The 26,316-nt window shown below is 53.2% G+C and carries 23 protein-coding genes and 3 riboswitches; of the genes, 19 read left to right on the top strand and 4 right to left on the bottom strand.

Annotated elements, in window-relative coordinates:
• Window positions 1-1,024 precede the first annotated feature (1,024 nt).
• The 15 genes from DEP07_RS27715 to DEP07_RS27645 all read left to right on the top strand — a co-directional run bounded on the left by DEP07_RS27715 (window position 1,025) and on the right by DEP07_RS27645 (window position 17,531).
• Complete coding sequence (locus DEP07_RS27715) at window positions 1,025-1,441, top strand: VOC family protein (protein ID WP_122963009.1); 417 nt, start codon at window positions 1,025-1,027, stop codon at window positions 1,439-1,441.
• A gap of 189 nt (window positions 1,442-1,630) precedes the next feature.
• Window positions 1,631-1,735, top strand: a riboswitch (glycine riboswitch).
• A gap of 229 nt (window positions 1,736-1,964) precedes the next feature.
• Window positions 1,965-2,303: an iron-sulfur cluster biosynthesis family protein gene (locus DEP07_RS27710; protein WP_167470236.1), complete on the top strand. Its 339-nt coding sequence runs from the start codon at window positions 1,965-1,967 to the stop codon at window positions 2,301-2,303.
• Between the two features lie 130 nt (window positions 2,304-2,433).
• The gene (gene lpdA / locus DEP07_RS27705; protein WP_287103283.1) at window positions 2,434-3,846 is read left to right on the top strand and encodes a dihydrolipoyl dehydrogenase; all 1,413 of its coding nucleotides are present in this window, start codon (window positions 2,434-2,436) and stop codon (window positions 3,844-3,846) included.
• 14 nt (window positions 3,847-3,860) lie between these two features.
• Window positions 3,861-3,964: riboswitch (glycine riboswitch) on the top strand.
• A 2-nt stretch (window positions 3,965-3,966) separates the two neighbouring features.
• A riboswitch (glycine riboswitch) is annotated at window positions 3,967-4,047 on the top strand.
• A gap of 103 nt (window positions 4,048-4,150) precedes the next feature.
• The gene (gene glyA, locus DEP07_RS27700) at window positions 4,151-5,404 is read left to right on the top strand and encodes a serine hydroxymethyltransferase (RefSeq protein ID WP_280648234.1); all 1,254 of its coding nucleotides are present in this window, start codon (window positions 4,151-4,153) and stop codon (window positions 5,402-5,404) included.
• Window positions 5,405-5,419: 15 nt separating this feature from the next.
• Window positions 5,420-5,938, top strand: a complete 519-nt coding sequence (locus tag DEP07_RS27695) for a serine dehydratase beta chain (protein WP_173596137.1) — start codon at window positions 5,420-5,422, stop codon at window positions 5,936-5,938.
• Between the two features lies 1 nt (window position 5,939).
• Window positions 5,940-6,812: an L-serine ammonia-lyase, iron-sulfur-dependent, subunit alpha gene (gene sdaAA, locus DEP07_RS27690; RefSeq protein WP_122963014.1), complete on the top strand. Its 873-nt coding sequence runs from the start codon at window positions 5,940-5,942 to the stop codon at window positions 6,810-6,812.
• A 20-nt stretch (window positions 6,813-6,832) separates the two neighbouring features.
• Window positions 6,833-7,948 carry a glycine cleavage system aminomethyltransferase GcvT gene (gene gcvT / locus DEP07_RS27685; protein ID WP_280648142.1) on the top strand — a complete coding sequence of 372 codons (1,116 nt, stop codon included), beginning with the start codon at window positions 6,833-6,835 and terminating at the stop codon, window positions 7,946-7,948.
• A 53-nt stretch (window positions 7,949-8,001) separates the two neighbouring features.
• Window positions 8,002-8,391 carry a glycine cleavage system protein GcvH gene (gene gcvH, locus DEP07_RS27680; protein WP_274875030.1) on the top strand — a complete coding sequence of 130 codons (390 nt, stop codon included), beginning with the start codon at window positions 8,002-8,004 and terminating at the stop codon, window positions 8,389-8,391.
• Between the two features lie 23 nt (window positions 8,392-8,414).
• Window positions 8,415-9,749, top strand: coding sequence for an aminomethyl-transferring glycine dehydrogenase subunit GcvPA (gcvPA, locus tag DEP07_RS27675; protein ID WP_429827471.1), 1,335 nt, complete (start codon window positions 8,415-8,417; stop codon window positions 9,747-9,749).
• Window positions 9,750-9,774: 25 nt separating this feature from the next.
• Entirely contained in the window at window positions 9,775-11,259 is a 1,485-nt protein-coding gene (gene gcvPB / locus DEP07_RS27670) for an aminomethyl-transferring glycine dehydrogenase subunit GcvPB (protein ID WP_429827470.1), read from the top strand.
• Window positions 11,240-12,118 (top strand): lipoyl synthase, encoded by an 879-nt coding sequence (gene lipA / locus DEP07_RS27665; RefSeq protein ID WP_280648145.1) that lies wholly within the window; start codon window positions 11,240-11,242, stop codon window positions 12,116-12,118. Before gcvPB ends, lipA begins: the two co-directional genes overlap by 20 nt.
• 149 nt (window positions 12,119-12,267) lie before the next feature.
• Window positions 12,268-13,143 (top strand): formyltetrahydrofolate deformylase, encoded by an 876-nt coding sequence (gene purU / locus DEP07_RS27660; RefSeq protein ID WP_122963020.1) that lies wholly within the window; start codon window positions 12,268-12,270, stop codon window positions 13,141-13,143.
• A 471-nt stretch (window positions 13,144-13,614) separates the two neighbouring features.
• Window positions 13,615-15,321, top strand: coding sequence for a GmrSD restriction endonuclease domain-containing protein (locus tag DEP07_RS27655; protein ID WP_242772235.1), 1,707 nt, complete (start codon window positions 13,615-13,617; stop codon window positions 15,319-15,321).
• A gap of 431 nt (window positions 15,322-15,752) precedes the next feature.
• Window positions 15,753-16,190 (top strand): hypothetical protein, encoded by a 438-nt coding sequence (locus tag DEP07_RS27650; protein WP_063228592.1) that lies wholly within the window; start codon window positions 15,753-15,755, stop codon window positions 16,188-16,190.
• 15 nt (window positions 16,191-16,205) lie between these two features.
• The gene (locus tag DEP07_RS27645) at window positions 16,206-17,531 is read left to right on the top strand and encodes a hypothetical protein (protein ID WP_287103282.1); all 1,326 of its coding nucleotides are present in this window, start codon (window positions 16,206-16,208) and stop codon (window positions 17,529-17,531) included.
• Window positions 17,532-17,599: 68 nt separating this feature from the next.
• Here the strand turns inward: DEP07_RS27645 and def are convergent, their stop codons facing one another.
• Window positions 17,600-18,118: a peptide deformylase gene (gene def, locus DEP07_RS27640; RefSeq protein ID WP_122963023.1), complete on the bottom strand. Its 519-nt coding sequence runs from the start codon at window positions 18,116-18,118 to the stop codon at window positions 17,600-17,602.
• Between the two features lie 26 nt (window positions 18,119-18,144).
• Entirely contained in the window at window positions 18,145-18,387 is a 243-nt protein-coding gene (locus DEP07_RS27635; protein WP_122963024.1) for a helix-turn-helix domain-containing protein, read from the bottom strand.
• 271 nt (window positions 18,388-18,658) lie between these two features.
• On the opposite strand from DEP07_RS27635, the gene DEP07_RS27630 reads away from it, so the two are divergent.
• The 3 genes from DEP07_RS27630 to DEP07_RS27620 all read left to right on the top strand — a co-directional run bounded on the left by DEP07_RS27630 (window position 18,659) and on the right by DEP07_RS27620 (window position 23,628).
• A complete protein-coding gene (locus DEP07_RS27630) occupies window positions 18,659-19,747 on the top strand; it encodes a M24 family metallopeptidase (protein ID WP_122963025.1) in 1,089 nt (362 codons plus the stop codon).
• Window positions 19,748-20,042: 295 nt separating this feature from the next.
• A complete protein-coding gene (locus DEP07_RS27625) occupies window positions 20,043-21,779 on the top strand; it encodes an ABC transporter ATP-binding protein (RefSeq protein ID WP_122963026.1) in 1,737 nt (578 codons plus the stop codon).
• A 1-nt stretch (window position 21,780) separates the two neighbouring features.
• Window positions 21,781-23,628 carry an ABC transporter ATP-binding protein gene (locus DEP07_RS27620; RefSeq protein WP_287103281.1) on the top strand — a complete coding sequence of 616 codons (1,848 nt, stop codon included), beginning with the start codon at window positions 21,781-21,783 and terminating at the stop codon, window positions 23,626-23,628.
• Between the two features lie 401 nt (window positions 23,629-24,029).
• Here DEP07_RS27620 and DEP07_RS27615 read toward each other — a convergent pair whose 3' ends face one another.
• Window positions 24,030-24,770 carry an MBL fold metallo-hydrolase gene (locus tag DEP07_RS27615; protein ID WP_287103280.1) on the bottom strand — a complete coding sequence of 247 codons (741 nt, stop codon included), beginning with the start codon at window positions 24,768-24,770 and terminating at the stop codon, window positions 24,030-24,032.
• Window positions 24,771-24,853: 83 nt separating this feature from the next.
• Window positions 24,854-25,120 (bottom strand): CD3324 family protein, encoded by a 267-nt coding sequence (locus DEP07_RS27610; protein ID WP_122963030.1) that lies wholly within the window; start codon window positions 25,118-25,120, stop codon window positions 24,854-24,856.
• A gap of 286 nt (window positions 25,121-25,406) precedes the next feature.
• Here DEP07_RS27610 and DEP07_RS27605 point away from each other — a divergent pair, with 286 nt between their 5' ends.
• Window positions 25,407-26,258 carry an ABC transporter substrate-binding protein gene (locus DEP07_RS27605; RefSeq protein WP_287103279.1) on the top strand — a complete coding sequence of 284 codons (852 nt, stop codon included), beginning with the start codon at window positions 25,407-25,409 and terminating at the stop codon, window positions 26,256-26,258.
• The last annotated feature ends 58 nt before the right edge of the window (window positions 26,259-26,316 follow it).

Below are 26,316 nucleotides of genomic sequence, written 5' to 3'. Positions count from 1 at the left end.
ACACAAAAAAATTTACATTCCCCATTAGTATGAAAAATAATTAAATAGATTACATTAATACGTTAGCTTGCCCAGTTCCATCATTGTGTTTGGCAATCTAAAAGTGCCGAATTTTGCTGCGATAGTTTTTTAATAATATGCAGCGAGAAGTAACTTTTGTGCATAAGTTTGACATGGAGCCTCTATGGGTATGATTGCTTGCGAAGGGCGATGCCAAAGGCTTCGTAACGGCCGACAAGCCTATCATACCCACCTCTCCATGTCAAACCCAGTTACATTAACCTGCATAAGTAATTGCTGCAAAATTAAGCACTTTTACTATGCAATTTACACTCATCATGAAGTACCTCATATACGTACCGAGGGAATTCAATGAAATAGCGACAGTTTAGGACTTTATTTTCTCGTCCTTGACTGTCGCTATTTCAATTTCTTGTGTCAGTCTAATATGGTTTGGCCATTCGAAAAACCGCATGGAATAGAGACATCCAAGTCTAATACTTTATTTTCTGCTTACATTAAAAGGGGCTCATTTTTATACCCTCCTGTCAGTGCTTAAAAACGAAGAAAATGAGTTGAAATTCAAGAAAAATCGAGAAAGATTACTGTACAAAATCGTTACGGATTATTGGCTAAGCACTACACTACATTTTGTTTGCCTTTTTAGTTACGTAGACAGCAGCATATGAACCAAAGCCTATTTGATAATCGTGAGGATTAAACATGTAAACACCTTGATCGCGTTTACTTCCATCTCTTGCTGTTGTGTATTTTGTACTTCCTACATTTATGGAATCTAAATTATATTGTTGGACCTTTAATTAAAGATAAATTATTTTAAAGCGATAAGATCTTCACCAATAAACGGTGGAGTAGGAGAATACGAAAGTAAAGATGCAGTAGAGAGTGTATTGGCAGGATTTATCCGAAAATAATCACAGATAGCAATCCATAAGAAGCACTGTACCTCAAAAGATGATACGATTTAATCAATCACAACACTTATCGAAAAGAGGGATACGCAATGGCACTGCAATCAAAACAAATTTTTGTCAATTTGCCCGTGAAAGATTTGAACAAGTCAATTGATTTTTTTACAGCGCTGGGCTATGAGTTCAACCCGCAATTTACGGATCAAAATGCCGCTTGCCTGGTGATTGGCGAAAATATTTACGCGATGCTCTTGGTGGAGGAGTTTTTCCAATCGTTCACGAACAAGCCCGTGACGGATACGGCCCAGAGTACAGAAGTCATCGTGGCGCTGTCAGCCGAGAGCCGGGAGCAAGTCGACGAGATCGTAAACAAAGCGCACGAAGCAGGGGCCAAGCCGGCTAAAGACCCGGTAGACCACGGCTTCATGTACAGCTGGAGCTTTATCGATCTGGACGGACATTTGTGGGAATACGTGTACATGGATGAGGCTGCGATTTCGCAACAGTAAAAAATAGGGTGGATCAACAGGCCAAAAGCAGGCGTTACCGCTTTTGGCCTGTTCGCGATGCCAGTCGTCATGGCGGCCCGCCGCAAATCGAATAAGTTTACCTGAATAATAATTTTTTTCAGAATTGACATCGGCAGAAGGAGTGTGATTTACTAATGTCAATGTTAGCCAACAAGTGAATAGCGGCGGATGATGATTGTAGGAGAGACTAAACGACGCGTTTAGCACCGAAGGAGCAAGTCCCATAAAACCCTTGGGATTAATCTCTCAGGTACCAGATACTACAATCGGACGCACCTCTGGAGAGCGCTGCACAAGCCACCCAAGGGGAATACTTCGGAACCGATTGATTGCCGAAGTTAAACTCTCAGGTAAAAAGGACAGAGGAAAGGTAGAGTATTCGTCACTCTATCTTTCCTCTGTCCTTTTTTGCTGAATGAAACGTCGCGTCGAGTTGCACAAAAGCGGGCGCAGACGCTTGCATTTCGGCCAAACGAAACGGATACGAGTGAAAGGTGGCGCGATGGGAAAGGAGCAGGCGATCACGAAAATGGAGCTTACGATCAAGAAAGCGGCTCAAGCAGAGCTGAAAAAACTGAATTTTCCGCAGGATACCGCGCTCAGGATTGACGTGGTGATCTCCGGCGACTGCGGTTGCGGATTTTTTGTCCAGCTCGGAGTAGATGAGCTGCGCAAAAACGACACGCTCGTGTACGAAAACGGGATTCCGGTCTGCATGGATCGGTTGACCAAACGGCATCTCGGGGATGTGCTTACCCTGGACTACGACCCTTTCCTGGGCTTCGCCTTGTCCAGCCCGGAAGAAGCTTTTGCGGATCGGCTCGCTGTTCGTCGCGGTTGACAACGGAAACAGGCAGAACAGCCACGAGCAGCAGTTGGCCGACTGCAAGCAGGCGCAGGCGCCTCTTCCTGCGGGGTAAAACCGCGGGAGACGCCTTACACAGAAAAAGAAAAACAGGTGGAGAGAACAAATGACAACGAACGGAACAGTAGAGCAGGTGGATGTCCTCGTGATCGGAGCGGGGCCGGGGGGCTACGTAGCCGCGATCCGGGCGGCTCAGCTCGGCAAGCAGGTCGCGATTGTGGAAAAAGACACGGTCGGCGGCGTATGTTTGAACCGCGGCTGCATTCCTTCCAAGGCGCTGATCTCGGCGGCGCATCAATACGAAGCGATGACGCAATCCGCGAGCATCGGCTTGCAGGCAGCAGAAGTGAGCGTCGATTTCGCCAAGGTTCAGGCATGGAAGCGCAGCGTGGTCGACAAATTGACCGGAGGCGTAAGCTCGCTGCTCAAAGGCAACAAGATCAAAAGAATCAGCGGGGAAGCGCGGCTTGTCGGCGAGCAGCTGGTTGAGGTGAAAAATGGCGACGACTGCATACAGGTGCAATTCCAGCAAGCGATTCTCGCGACAGGCTCGCGTCCGATCGAATTGAAAGCCTTTCCATTCCAGGGCCGCATTCTTTCCTCGACAGAACTGCTGGCGCTTGAAGAATTGCCGAAAAGCTTGCTGGTCATTGGCGGCGGGTATATCGGGATCGAGCTGGGGCAGACATTTGCCAAGCTGGGCACGAAGGTGACGATTTTGGAAGGCTCGGACTCGATTTTGCCTGGCTTTGAAAAAGAACTGTCGCGTCTGGTGGCGAGGAAGCTGAAAAAGCTCGGCGTGGAAGTGCACACCGAAGCGCTGGCCAAAGGGGCGGAACAAACAGCCGAACAGGTCAGCGTCACCTATGCGGCAAAAGGCGAAGAGCGTCAGGCGACCGCCGACTATGTGCTCGTTACGGTTGGCAGACGGCCGAACATCGAGGGGCTGGGATTGGAAAAGCTCGCTGTCAAGTTGACAGAGCGCGGCTTCATCCAGATCGATCAGCAATGCCAAACGAGCGTTCCGCACCTGTATGCGATCGGCGATCTGGTGGAAGGCCCGGCTCTTGCCCACAAAGCGTCGTACGAAGGCAAAATCGCGGCGGAAGCCATCGCTGGCAAAGACAGCAAGCTCACCGACAAAAAGATTCCCGCTGTCGTGTTCTCCGATCCGGAGATTGCCAGCGTGGGACTGACCGAGTCGGAAGCCAAAGAGCGCGGACACGAGGTGGCAGTTGGCAAGTTCCCTTATGCCGCGAATGGGCGGGCACTGTCTCTGAACGTCGGGGAAGGCTTCGTGAAGCTCGTGGGCGACAAGGAGACGGGGCTGCTGCTGGGAGCGCAGATTATCGGGCCGGAAGCGTCCAATCTGATCGGCGAGGTTGCCCTGGCGATTGAAAAAGGGCACACGCTGACAGATATTGCCGAGACGATCCACGCCCATCCGAGCCTGGGGGAAATCATCATGGAAGCGGCAGAAGGAGCGCTCGGGCACGGCATTCATCAACTGAACAAATAACTGCATATCGGCGGATGATGATCGTGGGAGAGACTGGCCGCACTGGCTGGCACCGAAGGAGCAAGTCCCAAAAACCCTTGGGATTAATCTCTCAGGTAAAGAGTACCACGATTGGACGCACCTCTGGAGAGCGCTGCACAAGCCACCCAAGGGGAAAGCTTCGCGAACCGAAGCCAAACTCTCAGGTAAAAAGGACAGAGGAAAGGTAGATTTTTTCCGAAAAAGGAGTCTATCTTTCCATTGTCCTTTTTTCGCGTTCGTACGCTTGGGAAAGGTAGCGAGCAAAAGTTGAAACGGGGGAGATATCGTGAGTTTGCAGGAGCGCGATCAAGAAATTTTGGCGGCGATGGAAGACGAGCGGCAGCGGCAGCATCAAACATTGGAGCTGATTGCTTCCGAGAACTTCGTCAGCGAAGAAGTGATGCAGGCGATGGGGTCCGTACTGACCAACAAATACGCGGAGGGGTACCCGGGAAAACGGTACTACGGGGGCTGCGAGCATGTCGATGTCGTCGAGCGTTTGGCGATCGAACGGGTGAGCAGCTTGTTTGGCGCAACGTACGCGAACGTGCAGCCGCACTCCGGGGCGCAGGCGAATACGGCCGTCTTTTTCTCCCTGCTTTCGCCCGGCGATACGATCATGGGGATGAATTTGTCCCACGGCGGGCATTTGACGCACGGCAGCCCTGTCAGCCTGTCGGGAAAATGGTTCAATGTCGTCGCTTACGGCGTGCGCGAAGATACGCACCGGATCGACTATGAAGAAGTCGAGGCTGTAGCATTGCGCGAGCGGCCGAAGCTGCTGATTGCCGGAGCGAGCGCTTATCCGCGCCAGATCGATTTCGCCCGGTTCAAGGAAATCGCGGACAAAGTCGGAGCCAAGCTGATGGTGGACATGGCGCACATCGCCGGACTGGTCGCCGCAGGCTTGCATCCTTCGCCCGTTCCGCACGCAGATGTCACGACGAGTACGACGCACAAAACATTGCGCGGCCCGCGCGGCGGCATCATCCTGACGAACGACGAAGAAATTTTCAAAGGGATCAACAAAGCCATTTTCCCGGGCATCCAGGGCGGGCCGCTCATGCATGTGATCGCCGCCAAGGCAGTGTCCTTCAAAGAAGCGTTGCAGCCGAGCTTCGTCACCTACGCGCAGCAAGTGGTGAAAAACGCCGCGGCATTGGCGGAAACGCTGAAAAGCGAAGGGGCGACGCTCGTGTCCGGGGGAACGGATAACCATCTGGTCTTGCTCGATGTGCGGCCGTGGGATTTGACAGGCAAAGAAGCGGAGCATCTGCTGGAGGCGGCGGGCATTACGGTGAACAAAAACACGATTCCGTACGATACGGCAAGTCCGTTTGTGACGAGCGGCGTGCGAATCGGCACGGCTGCGATTACGACCCGCGGCATGAAGGAAGCGGATATGGAGACGATTGGCCGGGCGATTGCCGCTGTGCTCAAAGACAAGGGCAGCGAAGCGACGACCGCCAGGGTGAAAAGCGAAATTCGCGGGCTGTGCGAATCTTATCCGCTGTATCAACAGCTCGCAGTGAGGTAAGCAGGAGGAGCGACGATGGTATACAACAGCTGCTTTGATATTATCGGGCCGATTATGGTTGGCCCTTCCAGCTCGCATACAGCGGGAGTCGTCACGATCGGAAAATTCGTCCACGATTTTCTCGGCGGCGAAATCGAGTCAGCGACGATTGTGTTTTACGACTCTTTTTCGGAAACGTACAAAGGGCACGGGACAGACAAGGCAGTGGTCGGCGGCTTGCTCGGGATGGACACGGATGACAGCCGGATACGCGTAGCGCTGGAGCTGGCAGCGGCGAAAGGGCTGCAGGTCGTATTCGAAAAGCGGGGCGACTGCCCGTACTACGATCATCCCAATACCGTCATGATCCAGGCCCGCACAGCACGCGATATCGCCGTCATCGGCGGCGTCTCGCTCGGCGGCGGCATCTCGAAAGTGTTTTACGTGAACGAGTTCGCTGTCGATATTCCGTTGAACGCGCCGTACGATCTGGATGACTTGCGCAACAAGCTTTGGCACAATACACGCTGCGAGGCTGCGGTAGGGGGAGCATAGCATGGACTTTACTTCAATGACAGAGCTGCTCGCTCTCTGTGAATCGACCAACAGGAGCATAGCAGAAGTGATGGTGGCCCGCGAGAGCGCGAAAAGCGGGCGGTCGGAGCAGGAGATTGTGGAAACGATGAAGCTGCGGCTCGTCCGGATGAAAGAGGCGATCGATCAGGGAGTGTCCGATCAGTCCCTCGCCCCAAGCGGCATCTCGGGCGGCGATGCCTACAAGCTGGAGCGCTACCTGGAAAAAGGGGAGCAGCTGACAGGGCCGATTGTCGGGGATGCGATGAAGTTCGCTTTTGCCACCTCGGAAATGAACGCCCGCATGGGAATCATCGTCGCGACGCCAACAGCGGGCTCGGCAGGAATCTTGCCCGGCTGCCTGTTTTCGCTGCACGAAAATCAAAAATATACGTTTGAGCATCTGGTGATGGGGCTGTTCACGGCAAGCGCCATCGGCTATGTGATCGCCAACCGCGCGTTTATTTCGGGTGCTGCGGGAGGCTGCCAGGCAGAAGTTGGATCTGCAACAGCGATGGCTGCTGCCGCGCTCGTCGAGATCAAGCAAGGGACGCCGCGCCAGGCGGTTCATGCGGCTGCCATCGCCTTGAAATCGTTGCTCGGGCTTGTCTGCGATCCGGTTGCAGGCTTGGTGGAAGTGCCGTGCATCAAGCGCAACGTGATCGGTTCTTCCATCGCCTTTTCCGCAGCCGATATCGCGCTGGCTGGCATCGAAAGCCAGATTCCGTGCGATGAAGTGATCGGAGCGATGTACGAGATCGGAAAAAAAATGCCCCGCGCCTACCGCGAGACGGCTCTCGGCGGACTTGCCGTGACGCCAACCGGAGAGGCGGTCAAAGAGAGAATCATGAAATGAAGACGAAGGGATGAGGCTGGATGCAAGCTCAAGCTTTGAAACGAACGCCGCTCTACCCGCTCTACGCCCAGCACGGCGCCAAGGTAATCGACTTTGGCGGCTGGGAGTTGCCTGTGCAGTTCAGCAGTATTATCGAAGAGCATCACACGGTACGGACGAAGGCAGGACTGTTCGATGTGTCCCATATGGGTGAGGTCATGATTGAAGGCCCTGACGCCAGCGCGTTTGTCCAGTCGCTGATTACGAACGACGTGACGACGCTGCAAACGAATCAGGCGCTGTACGCGGCGATGTGCTACCCGGATGGCGGCACAGTGGACGATCTGCTTGTCTACAAGCAGGGCGAGCAAAAATTTTTGCTGGTGATCAACGCGTCCAACATCGACAAAGACGTAGACTGGATCGTCTCGCATGCCAAAGGCGAGGTCACGGTCGAAAATGTGAGCGACGCGACGGCTCAACTGGCGATTCAAGGCCCGCTTGCCGAGCAGGTGCTGCAACGGTTGACCGCAACTGACCTGTCGCAAATCCGCTATTTCTGGTTCCAGCAAGACGTGGATGTCGCGGGCATCAAGGCGCTCGTATCGCGCACAGGCTACACCGGAGAAGACGGCTTCGAGCTGTACGTGTCTGCGGCAGATGCGCCTTCTCTCTGGGAAAAAATTTTGGCGGAGGGCAAAGCAGACGGCGTGCTGCCGTGCGGACTGGGCGCGCGGGACACGCTGCGTTTTGAAGCAAGACTGCCTCTGTACGGGCAAGAGCTGGGGGCCGACATCACGCCGCTTGAAGCCGGGATCGGCTTTGCCGTGAAGCTGCAAAAGGAACAGGACTTCATCGGCAAAGAGGCGCTGCAAAAGCAAAAAGCAGCAGGCGTGCCGCGCAAGCTCGTCGGCGTCGAACTGATCGGCAGAGGGATTCCGCGCCCAGGCTATCCTGTGTTTGCGCAAGAAGCAGGGGAGCAGGATGAGCCGATCGGCTACATCACCTCTGGCACGCAATCCCCGACATTGAAGAAAAACTTGGGGCTGGCGCTGATCCGCGCAGAGTACGCAGCTGTAGACACGCCGCTTGCTGTGGAGATTCGCGGAAAGCGGGTCGAGGCGGTAACGGTCAAATCCCCTTTTTACAAACGCTAAAAAATCAGGAAACGGATGAATCCGAATACGAACGAGTCAAAGGAGATCAGGACATGAGCAAAGTCGTCAAAGGTTGGTTGTACAGCAGGGAACACGAATGGGTCGAGGTGCTGAGCGAAACGAGAGTGCGCGTGGGAATCACCGATTTTGCGCAAAACCAGCTCGGGGATCTCGTATTTGTAGATCTGCCGCAAGTGGGTGCCGAAGTTGTCGCGAATCAAAGCATGGGCTCGGTCGAGTCGGTCAAAGCGGTATCGGACCTGTTTTCGCCAGTGAGCGGCAAAGTGGTGGAAGTGAACAGCGAGCTGGAAGACAGCCCGGAAGTCATCAACAGCGATGCGTACAGCGGCGGCTGGATGATCGTCGTGGAAATCAGCAATCCGGATGAACTGTCCGAGCTGCTTTCTGCGGAACAATATGCAGATTTTGCCTTGGAGGGATAAGTGTGAACTATCGTTACTTGCCAATGACAACGGAAGACAAGCAAGAGATGCTGTCGTTTCTCGGTCTGTCTAGCGTAGAGGAGCTGTTTGCGGACATCCCGGAAGCGATCCGCTTTCAAGGCAGCCTGCAAATTCCGACTGCGCTGTCCGAGCCGGAAACCGTGCGGCATTTTACCAAGCTGGCGAGACAAAATGTCGACAGCAGCGAATACGCCTATTTTCTCGGAGCGGGCATCTACGACCATTACATTCCCAGCACCGTGAACCACGTGATTTCCCGTTCGGAGTTTTACACGGCTTACACGCCGTACCAGCCGGAAATCAGTCAGGGAGAGCTTCAGGCGATTTTTGAATTTCAGACGATGATTTGCGAGCTGACCGGGATGGAAGTAGCGAACTCGTCGATGTACGACGGGCCGACGGCGTTGGCGGAAGCGGCGAATCTGGCTGTCGGCGGCGTTGCCGGAAAAAATGTCATCGTGTCGAAAGCGGTACATCCGGAAGCGCGTGAAATTCTCGGGGTCAATGCCAAGGCTCAAGGCTATGAAGTGATCGAGATTGGCTGCAAGGGCGGCGTGACTGACCTGGAAGCGTTGGAGCAAGCGGTAAACGAACAGACGGCAGCGGTCATGGTGCAGTACCCGAACTTTTTCGGGGCAGTCGAAGATTTGGCTTCGCTTGAGAAAATCGCGCATCAGCACAAGTCGCTGTTTGTCGTCAGTGCCAACCCGCTGGCCCTCGGTGTGTTGCAGCCGCCGGGAGCGTACAACGCCGATATCGTCGTCGGCGAAGCGCAGCCTTTTGGCATCCCGATGCAGCTTGGCGGGCCATCTTGCGGTTATTTTGCCGTCAAGGAAAAGCTCATGCGCAAAATCCCGGGAAGAATCGTCGGCCAGACCGTTGACCAGGAAGGATGCCGCGGATTCGTGCTTACGCTGCAAGCGCGCGAGCAGCACATTCGCCGGGAGAAGGCGACGTCCAATATTTGCTCGAACCAGGCGCTGAACGCTCTGGCTGCCTCTGTCGCCATGACCGCCCTCGGCAAGCGCGGCGTGCAGGAAATGGCCCGGCTGAACGTGCAGAAGACCCAGTATGCGCTGCGCGAGCTGGCGAAGCTGGACAATTGCCAGCTCGTTTACCACAGCCCTGTTTTCAACGAATTTGTGCTCAAGGTGCCGAAAAGCGTAGGCGAAGTCAACCGCGAGCTGTTGAGGAAAAAGATCGTCGGGGGCTACGACCTCGGGCGGGATTACCCTGAGCTGGCCAACCACATGCTTTTGGCTGTGACGGAAGCACGCACGAAAGAAGAGATCGACGCACTTGTCCAAGGATTGGGGGAGATTGGCCGTGCAAACTAACAAGGAAAAAGAGCTGATTTTCGAAATGAGCAAGCCGGGTCGCGTCGCTTACAGCCTGCCTGAGAGCGATGTCCCAGAGGTGGAGCTGGACGCAGTTTTCCCCGCACAGTATTTGCGCAAGCAGCCTGCGGAGCTGCCGGAAGTATCCGAGCTGGACTTGATGCGTCACTACACCGGGCTGTCCAACCGCAACCACGGGATCGACTCCGGCTTTTATCCGCTCGGCTCATGCACGATGAAGTACAATCCGAAAATCAACGAAGATGTCGTTCGCTACCCCGGCTTTGCCAAAATTCATCCGTACCAGGCGGAGGAAACGATGCAGGGCGCATTGCGGGTATTGTACGACTTGCAGGCGGAGCTTTCGGAAATTACCGGGATGGATGCGGTTAGCTTGCAGCCTGCGGCGGGAGCACAGGGCGAATGGGCGGCGCTGATGATGATTCGCGCTTACCACGAGAGCCGCGGGGAAAAACGGACGAAAGTGATCGTGCCTGACACGGCGCACGGGACGAATCCGGCGAGCGCGGCAGTCGCTGGTTTGGAGACGGTCACGATTTCTTCTGATGAACAGGGAAACGTCAATCTGGAGGAGCTGCGCAAAGTCGTGGGAGCAGACACGGCTGCATTGATGCTGACGAATCCGAGCACGCTCGGCTTGTTTGAGGAAAGCATCCAGGAGATTGCCGAGATCGTCCACGCGGCGGGCGGCTTGCTGTACTACGATGGAGCGAATGCGAACGCGATCATGGGCATCGCTCGCCCGGGAGACATGGGCTTCGATGTGGTGCATCTGAACTTGCACAAGACGTTTACCGGGCCGCATGGCGGCGGCGGTCCTGGCGCTGGCCCAATCGGCTGCAAAAAAGAGCTGGTGCCGTTTTTGCCGCGTCCGCAGGTGGTCAAGGAGGGCGACACGTATCGCCTCGACTACGATATTCCGCAATCGATCGGACGGGTCAAAGCGTTTTACGGCAACTTCGGGATTTTGCTGCGCTCGTTCGTCTACATTCGCGCCAACGGGCCGGAAGGGTTGCTGCGCGTCTCCCAGGAAGCCGTGTTGAATGCGAACTACATGATGCGCAAGCTGGCGCCGTACTACGATCTTCCTTACGACCGCATTTGCAAGCATGAATTTGTCCTGTCCGGGCGCAAACAAAAGAAATTGGGCGTGCGCACGCTGGACATTGCCAAACGTCTGCTTGATTTCGGCTATCACCCGCCGACGATTTACTTCCCGCTGATCGTGGATGAGTGCATGATGATCGAGCCGACCGAGACGGAGTCGAAAGAGACGCTGGATCAGTTCATCGACGCCATGATTGCGATTGCGAAAGAAGTGGAGGAAAATCCGACGATTGTGCAGGAAGCTCCGCATACGACGATTGTCTCGCGTCTGGATGAGGTGACGGCGGCGCGCAAGCCCGTATTGCGCTATCGGAAGCCGGCAGAGGAAAACGCTGTGCCGAAAGCAGAGGGGAGCCAAGCCAATGAAGGTGCCCTCGTCTGAGCGAAAACCGGAATGGCTGAAAATCAAGCTGCATACGAATGAGCAGATGAAAGAGCTGAAAGCGATCATGCGCGGCGGCAACCTGCACACCGTATGCGAGGAAGCGAAATGCCCGAACATCTACGAATGCTGGAGCAACCGCACGGCGACGTTCATGATTTTGGGCAGCATCTGCACGCGCGCCTGCCGCTTTTGCGCCGTGAAAACGGGCCTGCCAACCGAGCTTGACCAGGAAGAGCCGCAAAAGGTAGCGATTGCGACAGCGAAAATGGGCTTGAAGCATGTGGTCGTCACCTCGGTTGCGCGCGATGATCTGCGCGACGGCGGAGCGTCGATTTTCGCGGAGACGATCCGGGCGATTCGCGAGCGCAATCCGCTGACAGGCATCGAAGTATTGATTCCCGACTTCGGCGGATCGGAGGAGGCGCTGGCGACGGTTTTGGCCGAAAAGCCGGACATATTGAACCACAACATCGAGACAGTCGAGCGCCTGTCGGATCGGGTGCGGGCGAGAGCGAAATATCCGCGTTCCTTGACGCTTTTGCAAAATGCGAAAAAGCTTCGGCCCGGGCAGAAAACAAAGTCCAGCATCATGCTTGGCGTAGGGGAAACGGACGAGGAAATCGTGCAGACGATGCACGACTTGCGCGCCGTCAACTGCGATATTATGACGCTCGGGCAGTATTTGCAGCCGACGAAAAAGCATTTGCCCGTCCTGAAATACTACACGCCGGATGAGTTTCGCGAATTTAAGGAACTGGGAATGAAGCTGGGCTTTGCCCATGTGGAATCAGGGCCGCTCGTCCGCAGCTCCTACCATGCGCATGAGCAGGTGGCGCAAGCGACGATTGCCAAATAAACGCGACTCCCGCGCCTGTTGCTTGACAGGGCGGGAGCTTGCTTGTTTGTTTGTCCATGCCATGAAAGCTGATCGCAGCTTTTCCAACGGTTTTGGACAGTCTATGTCTATGAAGAGGGAAAAGCATCCAGAATGGGAGGAACATACATATGAACCACGAGCCTGCAAAAAATGAGAACCGCGCCGTCCTCTTGATTTCTTGCCCGGAGAGATTGGGCATCATCTCTGCCGTTTCCAATCTGCTGCTCAGCTACAAAGCGAACATCGTTCAGTTCGACCAACACACGACAGACCCGCGCGACGGGATGTTTTTCATGCGCATTTTGTTTGACCTCGACTCTCTTCCGACGGCATTTTCACAGTTGGAGCAGGACTTGGCCAAAATGGCCGAGGATTACCCGATGGACTGGCGGCTCAGCAAGGAAAGCCAAAGAAAACGCATGGCGATTTTCGTCTCCAAAATGGATCATTGCCTTGTCGAGCTGCTCTGGCGAGTCAAATCGCAGGAAATTCTCGTCGATATTCCCATGGTCATCAGCAATCATCCGGATGCGAAAGAGACGGTGGAAGCGTACGGCATTCCGTTCCATCACATATCGCTTGCGACCCAGAGCAAGGAAGAGGCAGAGCGCAAGGCGCTTGAGCTGTTGCAGGGCAATGTCGACTTCATCGTTTTGGCCCGGTACATGCAGATTTTGTCTCCGCGCTTTATTACCCATTTTCCCAATCAGATTATCAACATTCACCATTCCTTCCTGCCCGCCTTTATCGGGGCGAATCCGTACAAGCGCGCCTTCATGCGCGGGGTGAAGCTGATCGGGGCAACGGCGCACTACGTCACAAACGATCTGGACGAAGGCCCGATCATCGAACAAGACGTGATTCGCGTCAACCATCGCTATACGGAAGAAGATTTGAAAGTGGCAGGCCGCCACGTCGAGCGAAACGTTTTGGCCCAGGCGATCTCCTGGCACGTGGAGGACAAAGTCATCGTGTACGGCAACAAGACGATCGTGTTTGCCTAAAAAATATTTGCTTATTTTTCAGGCTTTGTTACGCTTGCCCTATCGAAAAATGAAAGGGTGACCGAAAGCCGATGATCTCCTAATCCGATTTCCAGGAAAAACTCGTATGAAAATGACGAATTTTTTTGGACAGGATAGGTGTTGGCTTTTGCTCGTAATGATAGGGCATTTGACTTTTTCTCTGGGAAAAGTGTGCCTGTTTATTTGCGCGTGGAATTTTCGCCTCCTGTCCAAAAAATGGATAAGGGGGCTTTTTTATGTTGCGCAAAGGTCATCTGCCAGCCGTGCTTGGCGTTTTGATGGTGAATATGTTTATGGTGATGGTGGGAGTTGGCTTGATTATTCCGCCGCGGTGGCAAGAAACCTTTTGAAATGGCAAAAGGTTGTGGAAAATCGTGGTCATTTTAACTAAGATGAAAGGAAAAGACGAATATTGAATCCCGCTTTTTGGAAAAAGGAGTCCGATGGCACATGGCTAACTGGGAAACCAAAAAAGTATCCGAAATCGTTACGCGTATCCACGACAACACCCTGGTACTGCCTGTCATCCAGCGCAGGCTCGTCTGGGAAGAAGAGAAAATGGAATTGCTGTTTGACACGTTGCTCAAGGGAAACTCGTTCGGCGGGATTATGGCGATCGAGGAAGAAGAGGGCAACAAGCCGCTCTTTGCCTATAGGCATTTTACGAAGGACGGTCAGGCCATCAGCTCGATCTACGATGAAACCAATTCAAAGGATCACCTGTTCATCATCGACGGTCAGCAAAGACTCCAATCGTTTTACCTCGGATTGCTGGGAAGCTTTAACGGAAAAATTTTGTATTTCGACTTGTTTAGCGACTTTAAAAATCTCGTATTTTACTTCAAGTTCGAAAAAGACAGCGACAAGCTGCCCAAGCAGGCGACGGATAAAGAAGAGTGCGAATTGAAGACGTACAAGTGGTATTCGGTCAGCAAACTGTACCGCTCCTTGAAACAGACAAACGACGAGGATCAAGTAGCGGATGAAATCATCCAGAACTTTGCGATCACGGAAGCGCTTGAGAAGGACTACGTTCGCAAAAACATCGCCCGCTTTTACCGCAGCATTTTTAATAACGAAAGCATTGGCCTCTCGAAAGTGCGCATCAACCGTTCGCTGAACGAAAACTCCAATCGCCAGCGGATCGTCGAGTTGTTCAGAAGGCTGAACGACGGCGGGACAAAGCTGTCTTCCTTTGATTTGGTGGCGTCGATCCTGAAAGGGTTCGAGTGGAAAATGGAAGAATTTCTGGAGTCCACGCTGAAAGATTATCAAGACATCGGATTGACGCAAGAAGTTTTGATCAAGCTCGTCTTTTTGCTGAACGACAATCACAAAAAGGAAATGACCGATATCGAGGAAGCAGACGCGACATTCGCCATCGAAAATCGGGCGCGCATCCTTGAAACGTTAAAATCGTTGCGGAAGTTTTTGCAGTCCGCCAAGCTGCTCAACTACTACCGGGAAGGGAACCGTTCCTTTATCCCGCTCTACTTCATCGCGTATCATATTTTTCACAAAACGGATGTGCCGACGGACAGGCTGGAAAATCTGTTCGATACATTCGATACGAGCAACGAGGACTTCGCAAGTATTTATGAATGGATGTACTGGTCGCTGCTGAACGGGGTATTCAGCCGAGGCTCTGGATGGATTCCGTATAAAACGGGGATTCGAAAAATATTGGAGGAAATGAAGCAGCACAAAAATGCGCCTTTTCCGACGCAGCGCCTGTTTTCCATCTACACCAGCCACCCGCTCTGGTTTACGCGGAATCTCGAGGAATCCAGCATCAGCAACCAGTTTGACAGCAACTTTTTGTTCTATTTGATCTACGACCGTGAACCTGTCACAAGAAAACAGGATATGGACCACATCCACCCGTACTCGATTCTTGTGAGCAAAGGGTATTCGCTGGACCAGGTCAACAGCGTCTTCAACTATCAGCTCCTCGATTACGGCACAAACCGCGGAGTGAAAAACGCGAAGCCGTTGAAGGAATGGATTGACAATCATGTCACGAACAAAACGTTTTACATCAACCAGCATCTGATTCCAAGAGATGAGCAAACGTGGGATGCGGATCAGTTTCTCCGGTTTTACGAGCAGCGTGCTCAGTTGATTCAGGGGAAGCTTCATCCGATGTTGTATATTTAGGTTGGGGCAGAAGAGTAAGGGCATCCACAGGCTGGTTTGGTGTGGGTGCCTTTTTTGGTGCGTTGGGGGGATCGGTGCTGTAGTGGAGGGAGGAAACAGGAGAAATTGCTTTAGGGCACCTGGACTCTTGCGGGGAAGCATGGACTGGTCCGCCTATGGCAAAAAAGGAAAACCGCGTCAAAAGCAGCGTGCTCGAAGAAGCGTAATCACGTGCTGCTGAAAAGCCGGTTTCCTTTTTCTCCTCCAGTTGGGTGGGAGTCCGAAAGTTCTGCCGCTTGTTTTTTCTGTTTCCTCGACCAACGTTAGCTTGATCCGATACTGCGTTCCTGAGCGAGTTTTGGTAAATCATACGCTGGAAGATGATTCCGAAAATAGAGGCTAACGTGTAAAATTGAAAGAGCATGGGAAAATATGAAAGTCGAGGGAATTACATGAGTATTATCGCACTAACTATTATTCTGTTTTTTGTGTTCCAGCATTATTTGCCTACTGTTACGCAGGACGATCTGTGGTATCCAGAAATGCTCGGTTATTACCAGCAGTTTCATTCGGACACGGTTGCGATCCTGATTCTCTCCTACGCTATCGCCTTTCCGCTTGGATTAATCATGGAGGGATGGATCGCAAAAGGACTGCAAAAGATTCGTTTCAAAAGGGAAGACTGGGCGATTTTAAGAGTTTTGACGGTAGCGAATGAGAATGATGGATACATTACGGCCGTGGATGTTGCCGCAAAAACTACGCTTTCCTTAACGGAATCGCAAAAAATTTTGGATGATCTGCATAACAGGGGATACGCAGACTTGAGCGTGGCGAAAACAGGGGATATTCTTTACTGCTTCCCCGGATTTTCCAATAGGGACGAATAGAAGGGAGGGGAAGGAATGGAATACTTCTTCGGGATGGCTTTTTTTATTTTGGTGGGTATTTTAATTCTTTGTGCAGTATTAATAATCCTTGGTGTTGCACTATGGAAGCCATTTTTTACTACTATACATCTCTTGATGGACAATGAGAGCATCATAGGTCTACTCTTGGTGATTCTTTCCCTGATCTACATTGGCTCCCGGATGATTGAGCGAATGCTTGCGAAAAAGAGTCAGGATATCAAGTATCATGCAGATGTGATCGGGATTGCGCTAGATTATGGCAACGAGGTTACCGCGCCAATGCTGGCATTGAAAACTTCATTGAAGCTGGCAGAATGTGAGCGGATTTTAAAGGAACTTGAACAAAAGCAGATTCTAAGCAGTTCATCTGCTGTCGGCGACGCCACAGTATATGAATTGGCGCCGCTCGTCTACGAGAATTGGCTGCCAGATGAGCGGGATTATTGTGGCAAGGTGGATGAAACGGAAGAAGATGAAAAGAAACAAAAAGCATGGAAAAAGTTGCCGAGGATTACCTTTATCGTTCTTGTGACCATCATAGCTCCGCTCTGGCTATTGGATAAACAGATGATTTATTCAGATGCATTTTTGACAGGAGCCATCATCGTCTGCACGTTAGCAGTGATCCGCCTGATTCATGTTGTTTACTTGGCTTACCGAGACTATGTGCGGAAAACCGAACATGATGTCCTGGGTTACGTTTTGGACAACCAAGGCGTGCTATATCCGCAAGAAATCGCAGAATTTACCAACGAGAGCATGTCATCCCTCCAGCCGATGATTGATCGCTGGCACAAGAACAATCTTGTGACGATATCGTACGAGAATGACGGGACAGCGATATATTTGTTTCCGAATAGCTCGCATGAATCTATGGTGTACAATCGGGAGCCAAATTACAAGCCGCAAGCGAAGTTCAAGCATCTGCAAGAGCAGCTGATGATGACGTGTTGTTATGCTTTCTTTTATTCGTTATTGGCTGGTTACGCTTTAATGAACTGGAATAATTTCCTCTTTTATGGGGGGATTGGGGCGGTTATCGGCGGATACAGAGTTTTGTATTTAATCAGGGCTAAGGAGGAAGCAGAAAAAATGGAGCGAGTGGCTTTCCAGGTAGCCAAGCGGAAGAATGGTCGCCTGACCGTCCACGAATTGGCTTACAATGCAGTGGTCAGCATGGAGGAGGCGGCAAAACTGCTGAAAAAGTGGGAGCTTGACGGCTTCGCCAGAAAAATGGATGCCAGCGAAGAGTTCGTTCCTGTCTACATCATCAGCGGTATCGTTTCCAAAGAACAGCGGCGGACTTCAGAACGCGTATAGAACGTATAAAACGAAAAATCCACCCTGAAATCATCAGGTGGATTTTTCGTTTTCCCATCAAAACCGAATTACCCTTGCTTTTGCGTCAACTTCCACACATCCATCAGGTTCACTTTGCGCTTCGTCTGGTCATGGTACAGCTTATCGCCTTCAATCCGGTCCACGAACAAAATCCCGTCCAGATGGTCGATTTCGTGCTGGATGCAGCGCGCCAAAAAGTCTTCGGCTTCCATGGTGAATGTCTCGCCAGTGCGGGTCGCAGTCTCGATTTTGACGTACTGGGCGCGTTTCACAATGCCGGAGTAGCCGGGAAAAGACAGGCAGGCTTCCGGGCCGAGCTGCTCGCCGGACATCTCCAGAATCTGTGGATTGATCAGCTCGATCAGCCCGTCTCCGCAATCCATGACGATGACCCGCTTCAAAAATCCGACTTGCGGAGCGGCCAGCCCTGCGCGGCCTTCCTTGGCGTACAGCGTTTCTGCCATATCGTCCAAAAGTTTCCCCAGTCTGTCATTAAATTCAACCACCGGCTTCGCGCTTTTGCGCAAAATCGGCTCTCCGAAAGGCAGGATTGTTTTGACTGCCATCTGCTTTCAACCTCCAAAGGTAGTAATTATGCCCCATCTTGTTGGGAGGGTGGGGTGTAGACCCATAAATCATTCGGTGTGCAGTCCAATGCCGTGCACAAGGCATCGAGCGTGTCAGCCTTCATCTGCTTGGGCTGACCGTTCAAGAGAGCGCTGATCGACGGTGCCGATATTTCGTAGCCGGCTTTTTCCTTCAGCAGACGGGCGAGCGCTGCTCCGGACCAGATCCCTCTGTCAGCCATTACTTTTCGCAACATCCACACAAGCATTCGATCACCTTCTTTTAGGTGTTGCCTAATGTTTTAAGTTATTACCTAATATAACGGATTTCGCGAAAAAAGCAAGCGGGACGGCGGACCATTTTGCCAAAAGGACATCGGCTTTCCGGTACGCAGGTGCAGAATGGACGGCTTCGGCAGGATTTGTCGTCCGTTCTGTTGTATTGAAGGGGAAAGGCAAAGAGGCGGAAGTGGAAAAAAGCATCCTTGCCGCAGGCTATATCGGAGCAAGCGCCATCAACGGCAAAAAGGAGAGAACGAGATGCAGGAAGCGAGAAGACAACGCCTTGCCCATCATTTGCAGCAGGAAAACACGGATGCGTGCATTTTGGTGCCTGGCCCGAATCTGTACTACTTCACTGGTCTGGCGCTGCATCAAAGCGAACGGCTCAGCCTGGCTATTCTCACGAAGGAGAATCAGTTGTTGTTTTTGATGCCCAAGCTGGAAGTGAGCAAGGTCGAGCAGGTGGCACACGATGCTTTGTTCTCGTACACGGACGAGCAAGGTCCGGGACAGGCGTTGGCGGAGGTGCAGAAAAAACTGGGCACGCTCGGCCGGGTCGGAATCGAGTATGGGCACATGCGCGTCAAGGAATGGAAAGCGGTTGAGCAGCTTGGGGCACAGGAGTTTGTCGAGATCGAGCAAACGGTTGATGCGTTGCGCGTGATCAAGGACGAGCAAGAGATCGAGGCGATCCGGCAAGCGGTACGCATCGTGGAAGACAGCTTTCAGGCGATCCTGCCTCGCGTCAGGGCTGGTGTCGCGGAGCTGGAGGTTGCCGCCGAGCTGGAATACGAGATGCGAAAAAGAGGCTCGGAAGGCACGCCGTTTGACACGATTGTCGCGTCGGGATATCGCGGGGCGCTGCCGCACGGACGGGCATCGGACAAGCTGATCCAGTCCGGTGAGCTGGTCGTCATCGATTTCGGAGCCATTTTTCATGGGTATGTGGCTGATATTACGCGAACGGTGGCTGTCGGGGAGCTGGACGCGGAGCTTGCGAACATTTACGAGGTCGTGCGGCAGGCGCAGCAAGCGGCAGTTGAGGCGGTTCGCCCTGGCGTCACGGCGCATGAGATTGACGAAACAGCCCGCGCGATTATCCGGGATAGCGGCTATGGCGAATACTTCACGCATCGGCTTGGACATGGCATCGGGCTTTGCGGACACGAGGAGCCGTACATGATCCAGAACAATCCGCTGGTGCTTGCGCCAGGCATGGCGTTCACGATTGAACCGGGCATTTACTTGCCGAACAAAGGCGGAGTCCGAATCGAGGACAATGTCATTGTGACGGAAGACGGCTGTCTCAATTTGATGAATTTGCCGAAAGAGCTTCTGTCCTTGTAAAAAAGCGATGATGGGCGGGTGCCAAACGCATTTTGCTGAAAAAAGCGGACGTCCAGCCGGAGATCACTCGAGACGAAGCTTGAGTTCAAGGCATAGGAAGTCGCAGCAATAATCGGAAAGCGTCGCATATAAAATAATCCTTATATATAGAAGAAACACCTCACAAGCAGCAAAGAGCAAGCATGTTCTCTGCTGCTTGTTTATCGTGAAGAGATACAACTCCCCTCGTGACAATTTGGATGGCAACAGGTATCGTGGAACGTAGAAGCTTTGCAGCAAGAAATGAGGTGACTCAATGCGGTTTTATCAAAAATACATAAAAAAATACGGCTTTGTTGCAAGCGTATCCATGATCTTTTTGACGGTGGAAGCTTTGTGCGACCTTTTACAGCCGACGATTATGTCCCGAATCATCGACATCGGTGTCGCGCAGCGCGATCTGGATTACGTGCTGAAAACGGGCGGGCTGATGCTGTTGATTACAGCCTTGGGCGCTGTGGCTGCTACCGTCCGCAATCTGCTTGCCACGTACGTGTCGCAAAACTTCGGAGCGCAGCTTCGCGCCGATCTGTTCACGAAGGTGCAGTCGCTGTCTTTTGACAGTTTGAACAAGTTCGACCGCGCCTCGCTCGTCACGCGCATGACCAACGACGTCAATCAGGTGCAGGTGTTTGTCAACGGCATGATGCGTATTTTCGTCAAAGCGCCGCTGATGTGCATCGGCGGCTTGTTCATGGCGACCCAGTTGAATGCCGACCTGGCGGTAGTGCTCGCAGTCGTGGTGCCGATTGTCGGGCTGTTGATCTTTTTGAATCTGAAAATCGGTTTTCCGTTTTTCCTCAAGGTGCAGCAGGCGCTCGACAAGGTAAACGGTGCTATGCGCGAGTATTTGTCGGGCGTGCGGGTCGTCAAGGCGTTTAACCGTTTTGACTTCGAGGTGGGCAAGTTCACCGGGGCCAATGAAGAGTTGCAAAAGAAATCGCTGTCTGCGACCCGCGTCATGTCGGTTTTCAGCCCGGCGATCATGCTCACGGTCAACCTCGGAATCGTCGCTGTGCTGTGGCTGGGCGGTTTGGGAGTCGAGCAAGGGAGCATTCAGGTTGGACACATCATCGCGTTTACCAACTACATGACGCAAATCTTGTTCTCGCTGATGATGATTTCGCTCGTCTTCAACATGTTCGTGCGGGCCAAAGCATCGGCTGGGCGGATCGGCGAAGTTTTTGCCGAGGAAAACCGGATGAGCTGGAAGGAAGCGGCGGCGGGGGCGGATGAAGCCGGGGCTGAAACAGGCCGGATCGATTTTGAAAACGTCAGCTTTTCCTATGCCGGAACGAATGGTCAGCCTGTCCTGAAGCAAGTCTCTTTTACATGCTTGCCGGGGGAAACAGTAGGGATCATCGGCTCTACCGGATCGGGGAAAAGCAGCCTGGTCGGCTTGATTCCGCGTTTTTACGATGTGACGGAAGGGACGATTCGCGTAGACGGACAGGATGTGCGCGATGTCGAGCCTGCCAAGCTCCGCGAAAAAATGGCGATCGTGCCGCAGAAAACGACGCTTTTTACAGGCACGGTACTGGAAAATATTCGTTGGGGCAAGGAAGATGCGACGGAGGAAGAGGCGATCGAGGCGGCGCGCATGGCACAGGCGCATGAGTTTATCGCCGCCACTCCCGAAGGCTACCAGACGCGGGTAGGCCAGGGCGGGGTCAATTTTTCCGGGGGGCAAAAGCAGCGGCTCTCGATTGCCAGAGCGTTGGTGAAAAAGCCGGACATTCTCATTCTCGACGATAGCACCAGTGCGGTTGATGTGGCGACGGAAAGCCGGATCAAGGAAGCGCTCAAAACGTACGCGAAAGGGCTGACCTGCATTTTGATCGCGCAGCGGATCACGTCTGTCATGGATGCCGACAAGATTGTCGTCCTCGACAACGGCGCAGTGGCGGGGATTGGCTCGCACGAAACGCTGCTCGCTACGTGTCAGGTCTATCAGGAAATCTTCCTATCGCAAATCGGCAGGGAGGTGAGCTAACATGTCGCAACAACCAAAAGAGCAGCAGCCGATTTTTCCGACGCGGCCTGGACGCGGGTTTGGGCATGGGGCACAGCGAGGTCCGGTGAGCAAGCCGAAAAACTTCCAAGCCACGCTGAAAAGACTGTGGCAATCGTTCGGGCGGGAAAAAAGATGGCTGCCGCTCGTCTTTGTCATCGTGTTGGTAGACGGGTTCCTGATGCTCTCGGCTCCGTACTTGATCGGAAAATCGATCGATGCGATGACGGGCGGCCCCGGGTCGCTTTCGCTGTTGTCGATCATCGTTTTGGCCTTGCTCAGCTCTTATGTGCTCGATGGGGCTTTGACGTTTTTGCAAGGCTGGATGGTCGCGGGAATCACGCAGCGGATCGTGACGAATATGCGCCAGGCGATGTTTGAAAAGCTGCAAAAGCTCCCGGTCGCCTTTTTCGATTCGCGTACGCATGGCGAGCTGATGAGCCGGCTGACCAACGATATCGACAACGTCAGCAACTCGATCTCGCAGTCGACGACACAGCTGATGTCAGGCGTCATCGTGATTGCGGGGTCTTTGATCATGATGATCGTGCTGTCCCCGATTTTGACGCTTGCCTGCCTGATTACGGTTCCGCTTGTGTTCCTGTTGACCCGCACGATTGCGAAAAGAACCAGTGTGCTGTTCAAAGATCAGCAGTCCGAGCTGGGCAAGCTGAACGGGCATATTGAAGAGACGATTTCCGGCATCCAGGTCGTCAAGGCGTTCAACCATGAAGAAAAGGCGATTGCCGACTTCGCGGCGATTAACGACCGACTGTGCAAGGTCGGGATGAAAGCGCAAGTGTGGTCGGGCTTTTTGATGCCGATCATGAACGTGATCAACAACCTCGGCTTCGGCATGGTCGCGATTGTCGGCGGTGTGCTCGCGGTCAAAGGGATGATTACCGTCGGCGTGATCGCCAGCTTTCTCAGCTATTCGCGGCAGTTTGTCCGTCCGCTGAACGACCTCGCCAGCATTTTCAACGTGCTCCAGTCTGGAGTCGCCGGAGCAGAGCGCGTGTTTGAAGTGCTGGACGAGCAAGAAGAGCCGCTCGATGCGCCGAATGCGGTCGTGCTTGCGAATCCGAAAGGGCATGTCGTCTTCGATCGGGTGAGCTTCGGCTATCGCCCTGATCAGCCGATTTTGCAAAACGTCAGCTTCGAGGCGGAGGCGGGCAGCACGACGGCATTGGTCGGGCCGACGGGGGCAGGCAAAACGACAGTGGTCAACTTGCTGACGCGCTTCTACGATGTGACGGAAGGGACCATTTACCTCGATGGAAAAGACATTCGCGAATATTCGCGGGACAGCCTGCGCCGCAGCTTCGGCTTCGTTTTGCAGGACACGTATTTGTTTTCCGGGACGATCAAGGAAAACATCATGTACGGCAAGCCCGATGCGACAGACGCCGAGGTGGAAGCGGCAGCGAAAATGGCGCATGCAGACGTGTTCATCAACCGCCTGCCCAAGCGCTACGATACGCCGCTGACGGAAAACGGGGGGAATCTGAGTCAGGGACAGCGCCAGCTTTTGGCGATTGCCCGCGTCTTTCTCGCGAGGCCGTCGCTGTTGATTCTCGACGAGGCGACGAGCAGCATCGACACCCGTACCGAGTTGATCATCCAGGACGCGCTTGCTTCGATCATGGAAGGGCGCACGAGCTTTGTGATCGCTCACAGGCTCGGAACGATCCGCGATGCCGACACGATCATGGTCGTCGATCGCGGGCAGATCGTGGAAAAAGGCAGCCACGACGACCTGATCGAGCAAAAAGGGATGTATCATCAATTGTTTTACAATCAGTTCAAAAACTTGGAGACGGCTTCGCAGTAGAAAAATGCCTCGGCTGGCGCGCGTTGGCGCGTGTGCAGGCGGGGTGTTTTGTTGTGGCGGACTCAGCGATTTGACGCCTATGACTTTGATGCGACGCTGAACATTTTTTCCCCGTCGTATGGACGAGAATGCGCTCCCTCCTCGGTTGATGACGCCCTGGAACATATCGGCTTGATTTTGCACGACCATGACTGCTGTACTCTTGTGAAACCGAAGCGGTACCGAGCGAACGACGGCAAAAGCAAAGCCCTGGCATCCACTTCGGCGGACGACAGGGCTTTTTGGCGGTGACAGCTTGTGCAAGCGAAAAAAGCGAAGTTGCAAAACAACGCCAGTCCTCATTGTAACTTGTTGCCTGGCATCGGACTGCGCGCTTTTTGCAGTCGGGAGTAATCAATTTGTCATGTTGTCTGGTAACGGTGAAGCAGCTCTTCCAGTGCCTGCTTCACATCGCCCTGAAACAGCCCGCCGTGATAACAGACGAGCTGCCTGATCTCATAGTCGAGCAAGCGGCGGACAGAGCGGACGGCATCGGCAAGGTCCAATGCGTACTGCGGATTGGCAATCGCGAGTTTTCCGTCCTCGATGACCACGGCATCTCCGGCAATCAGTGTCTGGCTTGCCGGAAGATACAAAGACATATGTCCAGGCATGTGACCGGGCGTGTGAACGATCTCGATCCCGCCGCACCAGGGCAGACGCTCCTGATCGACTACCGTGCGCTCGACTGGTGCTGGCTCAATCGTCTGCAAAAAGCGGATGAACTGTTCCGCAAGCTCCAGCTCCTCGCCAGTGAGGGAGGCGAGCGTTGCTTGCGCCTGCAAAATTCGCAGCGAAGTTTTGGCGCCAGTTACGTATGGGGCATCTGACTCGTAGGCGATGATTTCAATTTGCGGGTATGCTTGCTTCAAAGCGGCGAGCGCGCCGATATGGTCGACATCATGGTGAGTCGCGATTACTCTGGTCAGCGCGGACAAGTCGAGCTGCTGGCTGTTCGCTGCTTCTGCCAGCAGCGGCAGGAATCCGGGATAGCCGCAGTCTACGAGGATCAGCTCGTGTTCGTCGCGCAGCAGGACGGGTGTGATGACTTGACTGTGTCCGTTTTGCTCAAAAGACAGCGAAAGCAGATGCATGCCATTCATGGAACGTACCTCCATTTGTCGTAGCGATAAGCGAAGTGTAACGCAGGAAGTGCGGTACTTGCACGGACGACTACTTTTCTGGATTATGGCTGTTCGCGAATGATGCGGCGGATGCTGTGTCTCGTCAAAAAATATTGCTCGGCCAATTCCTTGACGCCCGTTCCTTGGCGATAAGCCTGCAAGATGGCCTGGTTTCGCTCGCGAAGCAATTGCTTCGTGTCGGTGCCGTCGCCCCACTTTCTTTTGGAAGCGGAAGGCTTCGGAATATACAAATAGCTGCCCTGGACGTATTGCTGGATTTCCTGCAAAAGCGGTTCCGGCAAAACGAGTTTGGCATTTTGGTATCTCATCTGACTCTGCTCCTGTCTATATAACGTGAAGTCGGTATATAGCAGGGCAAAGAGGCCCTTCTTTTAACACTAGCGAGTCGGCCCTGAGTAAAGAGGAAGGAGGACTCTTTGCCCAGAGCCGCAATCGGCAGTTCGAACGTAAGGGTCTAGCATACGGTCAGCTCCTTTCCCTTTTATAGTAGTAAGCGGCTTGGCGGGATGCAAGGACATTCCCTTGTGGACATGGAAAAAAGCTGCTGGTAAGATAGCTTGTGATAATAATTATCAATTTCATTAGGAGGAAACTGTGCCAAAATACGCGAAATGGATCGCGAAAGGAACGGCAATCCTCGCTTTACTCGTTGCCATGACAGGATGCGGGGCGGCAACAGAGCCAAAAGGGGCCAGCAATGAAACCCCGGCTCAGCAAGCGGCGCCAGCACAGGATAACGTGAAGATGAAAACGTACAAAATGCCAAATGGAAAAGAAATCCAGATTCCTGCAGAACCGAAGCGTATCGTCTCCGATCTGTATTTGGGCCAGCTTTTGTCCATCGGGGTCAAGCCGATCGGAACGACTGGCTATTCCAAGATCGCGCCGACTGTGCTGATGCCATACGGCACGTACAACGACGACGTCCGCGCTGACATACGGGCTTTTGGCGAGCTGCTGGACAAGCAAGCGGAGGCAGAGGCTTGGATCAAGCAATTCTATGAAAAGGCAGCGAGTGCCCGCGAAAAAATCAAGACGGCGGTAAAAGACGGGGAGACGGTCGGAATTTACGAGCTGCGCTCTCAGGAGTTTTACGTGCTCGGAGACAACTGGGGACGCGGCGGTCAAGTCATCTACAATGCGCTCAAGCTGACACCGCCGCCAGCCGTGAAGGAAGTCGTAGATGCCAACACGCCGCCCAAGCTGATTTCCCAGGAAGTGTTACCGCAATTCGCAGCAGACCACATGTTTGTGACCACGTATGAGACGAAGCAAGAGGATAAGGATAAGTTTTTCGGGAACGCGGTTTACAAAAATTTGCCAGCCGTCAAAAACAACCACATCTACGAGATGACGTTTGAGCAAATGTACTATTACGATCCGCTGGCGATTGAAGGCCAGCTCGACTTGGTCGTGGAGCAGCTGTTGGCGCACCAGGCAAAATAAAGCAACGAATATGCGGAAAGACCCTCGGAGCACAGTGATATGCTCCCCTTTGGGTAGA

Origin of the sequence: Brevibacillus sp., from assembly GCF_003521185.1 — a bacterium.
Taxonomy (GTDB): Bacteria; Bacillota; Bacilli; order Brevibacillales; family Brevibacillaceae; genus Brevibacillus; species Brevibacillus parabrevis.
The sequence above is the reverse complement of the archived record's forward strand: the minus strand, read 5'-3'. Positions and strand labels throughout refer to the sequence as shown.

What these genes read in the sequence shown, in the direction of transcription:
- DEP07_RS27715 (WP_122963009.1), top strand. Translation starts at nt 1,025, where the DNA reads ATGGCACTGCAATCAAAACAAATTTTTGTCAATTTGCCCGTGAAAGAT.
- DEP07_RS27710 (WP_167470236.1), top strand. Translation starts at nt 1,965, where the DNA reads ATGGGAAAGGAGCAGGCGATCACGAAAATGGAGCTTACGATCAAGAAA.
- lpdA (WP_287103283.1), top strand. Translation starts at nt 2,434, where the DNA reads ATGACAACGAACGGAACAGTAGAGCAGGTGGATGTCCTCGTGATCGGA.
- DEP07_RS27695 (WP_173596137.1), top strand. Translation starts at nt 5,420, where the DNA reads ATGGTATACAACAGCTGCTTTGATATTATCGGGCCGATTATGGTTGGC.
- sdaAA (WP_122963014.1), top strand. Translation starts at nt 5,940, where the DNA reads ATGGACTTTACTTCAATGACAGAGCTGCTCGCTCTCTGTGAATCGACC.
- gcvT (WP_280648142.1), top strand. Translation starts at nt 6,833, where the DNA reads ATGCAAGCTCAAGCTTTGAAACGAACGCCGCTCTACCCGCTCTACGCC.
- gcvH (WP_274875030.1), top strand. Translation starts at nt 8,002, where the DNA reads ATGAGCAAAGTCGTCAAAGGTTGGTTGTACAGCAGGGAACACGAATGG.
- gcvPA (WP_429827471.1), top strand. Translation starts at nt 8,415, where the DNA reads ATGACAACGGAAGACAAGCAAGAGATGCTGTCGTTTCTCGGTCTGTCT.
- gcvPB (WP_429827470.1), top strand. Translation starts at nt 9,775, where the DNA reads ATGAGCAAGCCGGGTCGCGTCGCTTACAGCCTGCCTGAGAGCGATGTC.
- lipA (WP_280648145.1), top strand. Translation starts at nt 11,240, where the DNA reads ATGAAGGTGCCCTCGTCTGAGCGAAAACCGGAATGGCTGAAAATCAAG.
- purU (WP_122963020.1), top strand. Translation starts at nt 12,268, where the DNA reads ATGAACCACGAGCCTGCAAAAAATGAGAACCGCGCCGTCCTCTTGATT.
- DEP07_RS27655 (WP_242772235.1), top strand. Translation starts at nt 13,615, where the DNA reads ATGGCTAACTGGGAAACCAAAAAAGTATCCGAAATCGTTACGCGTATC.
- DEP07_RS27650 (WP_063228592.1), top strand. Translation starts at nt 15,753, where the DNA reads ATGAGTATTATCGCACTAACTATTATTCTGTTTTTTGTGTTCCAGCAT.
- DEP07_RS27645 (WP_287103282.1), top strand. Translation starts at nt 16,206, where the DNA reads ATGGAATACTTCTTCGGGATGGCTTTTTTTATTTTGGTGGGTATTTTA.
- def (WP_122963023.1), bottom strand. Translation starts at nt 18,118, where the DNA reads ATGGCAGTCAAAACAATCCTGCCTTTCGGAGAGCCGATTTTGCGCAAA.
- DEP07_RS27635 (WP_122963024.1), bottom strand. Translation starts at nt 18,387, where the DNA reads ATGCTTGTGTGGATGTTGCGAAAAGTAATGGCTGACAGAGGGATCTGG.
- DEP07_RS27630 (WP_122963025.1), top strand. Translation starts at nt 18,659, where the DNA reads ATGCAGGAAGCGAGAAGACAACGCCTTGCCCATCATTTGCAGCAGGAA.
- DEP07_RS27625 (WP_122963026.1), top strand. Translation starts at nt 20,043, where the DNA reads ATGCGGTTTTATCAAAAATACATAAAAAAATACGGCTTTGTTGCAAGC.
- DEP07_RS27620 (WP_287103281.1), top strand. Translation starts at nt 21,781, where the DNA reads ATGTCGCAACAACCAAAAGAGCAGCAGCCGATTTTTCCGACGCGGCCT.
- DEP07_RS27615 (WP_287103280.1), bottom strand. Translation starts at nt 24,770, where the DNA reads ATGAATGGCATGCATCTGCTTTCGCTGTCTTTTGAGCAAAACGGACAC.
- DEP07_RS27610 (WP_122963030.1), bottom strand. Translation starts at nt 25,120, where the DNA reads ATGAGATACCAAAATGCCAAACTCGTTTTGCCGGAACCGCTTTTGCAG.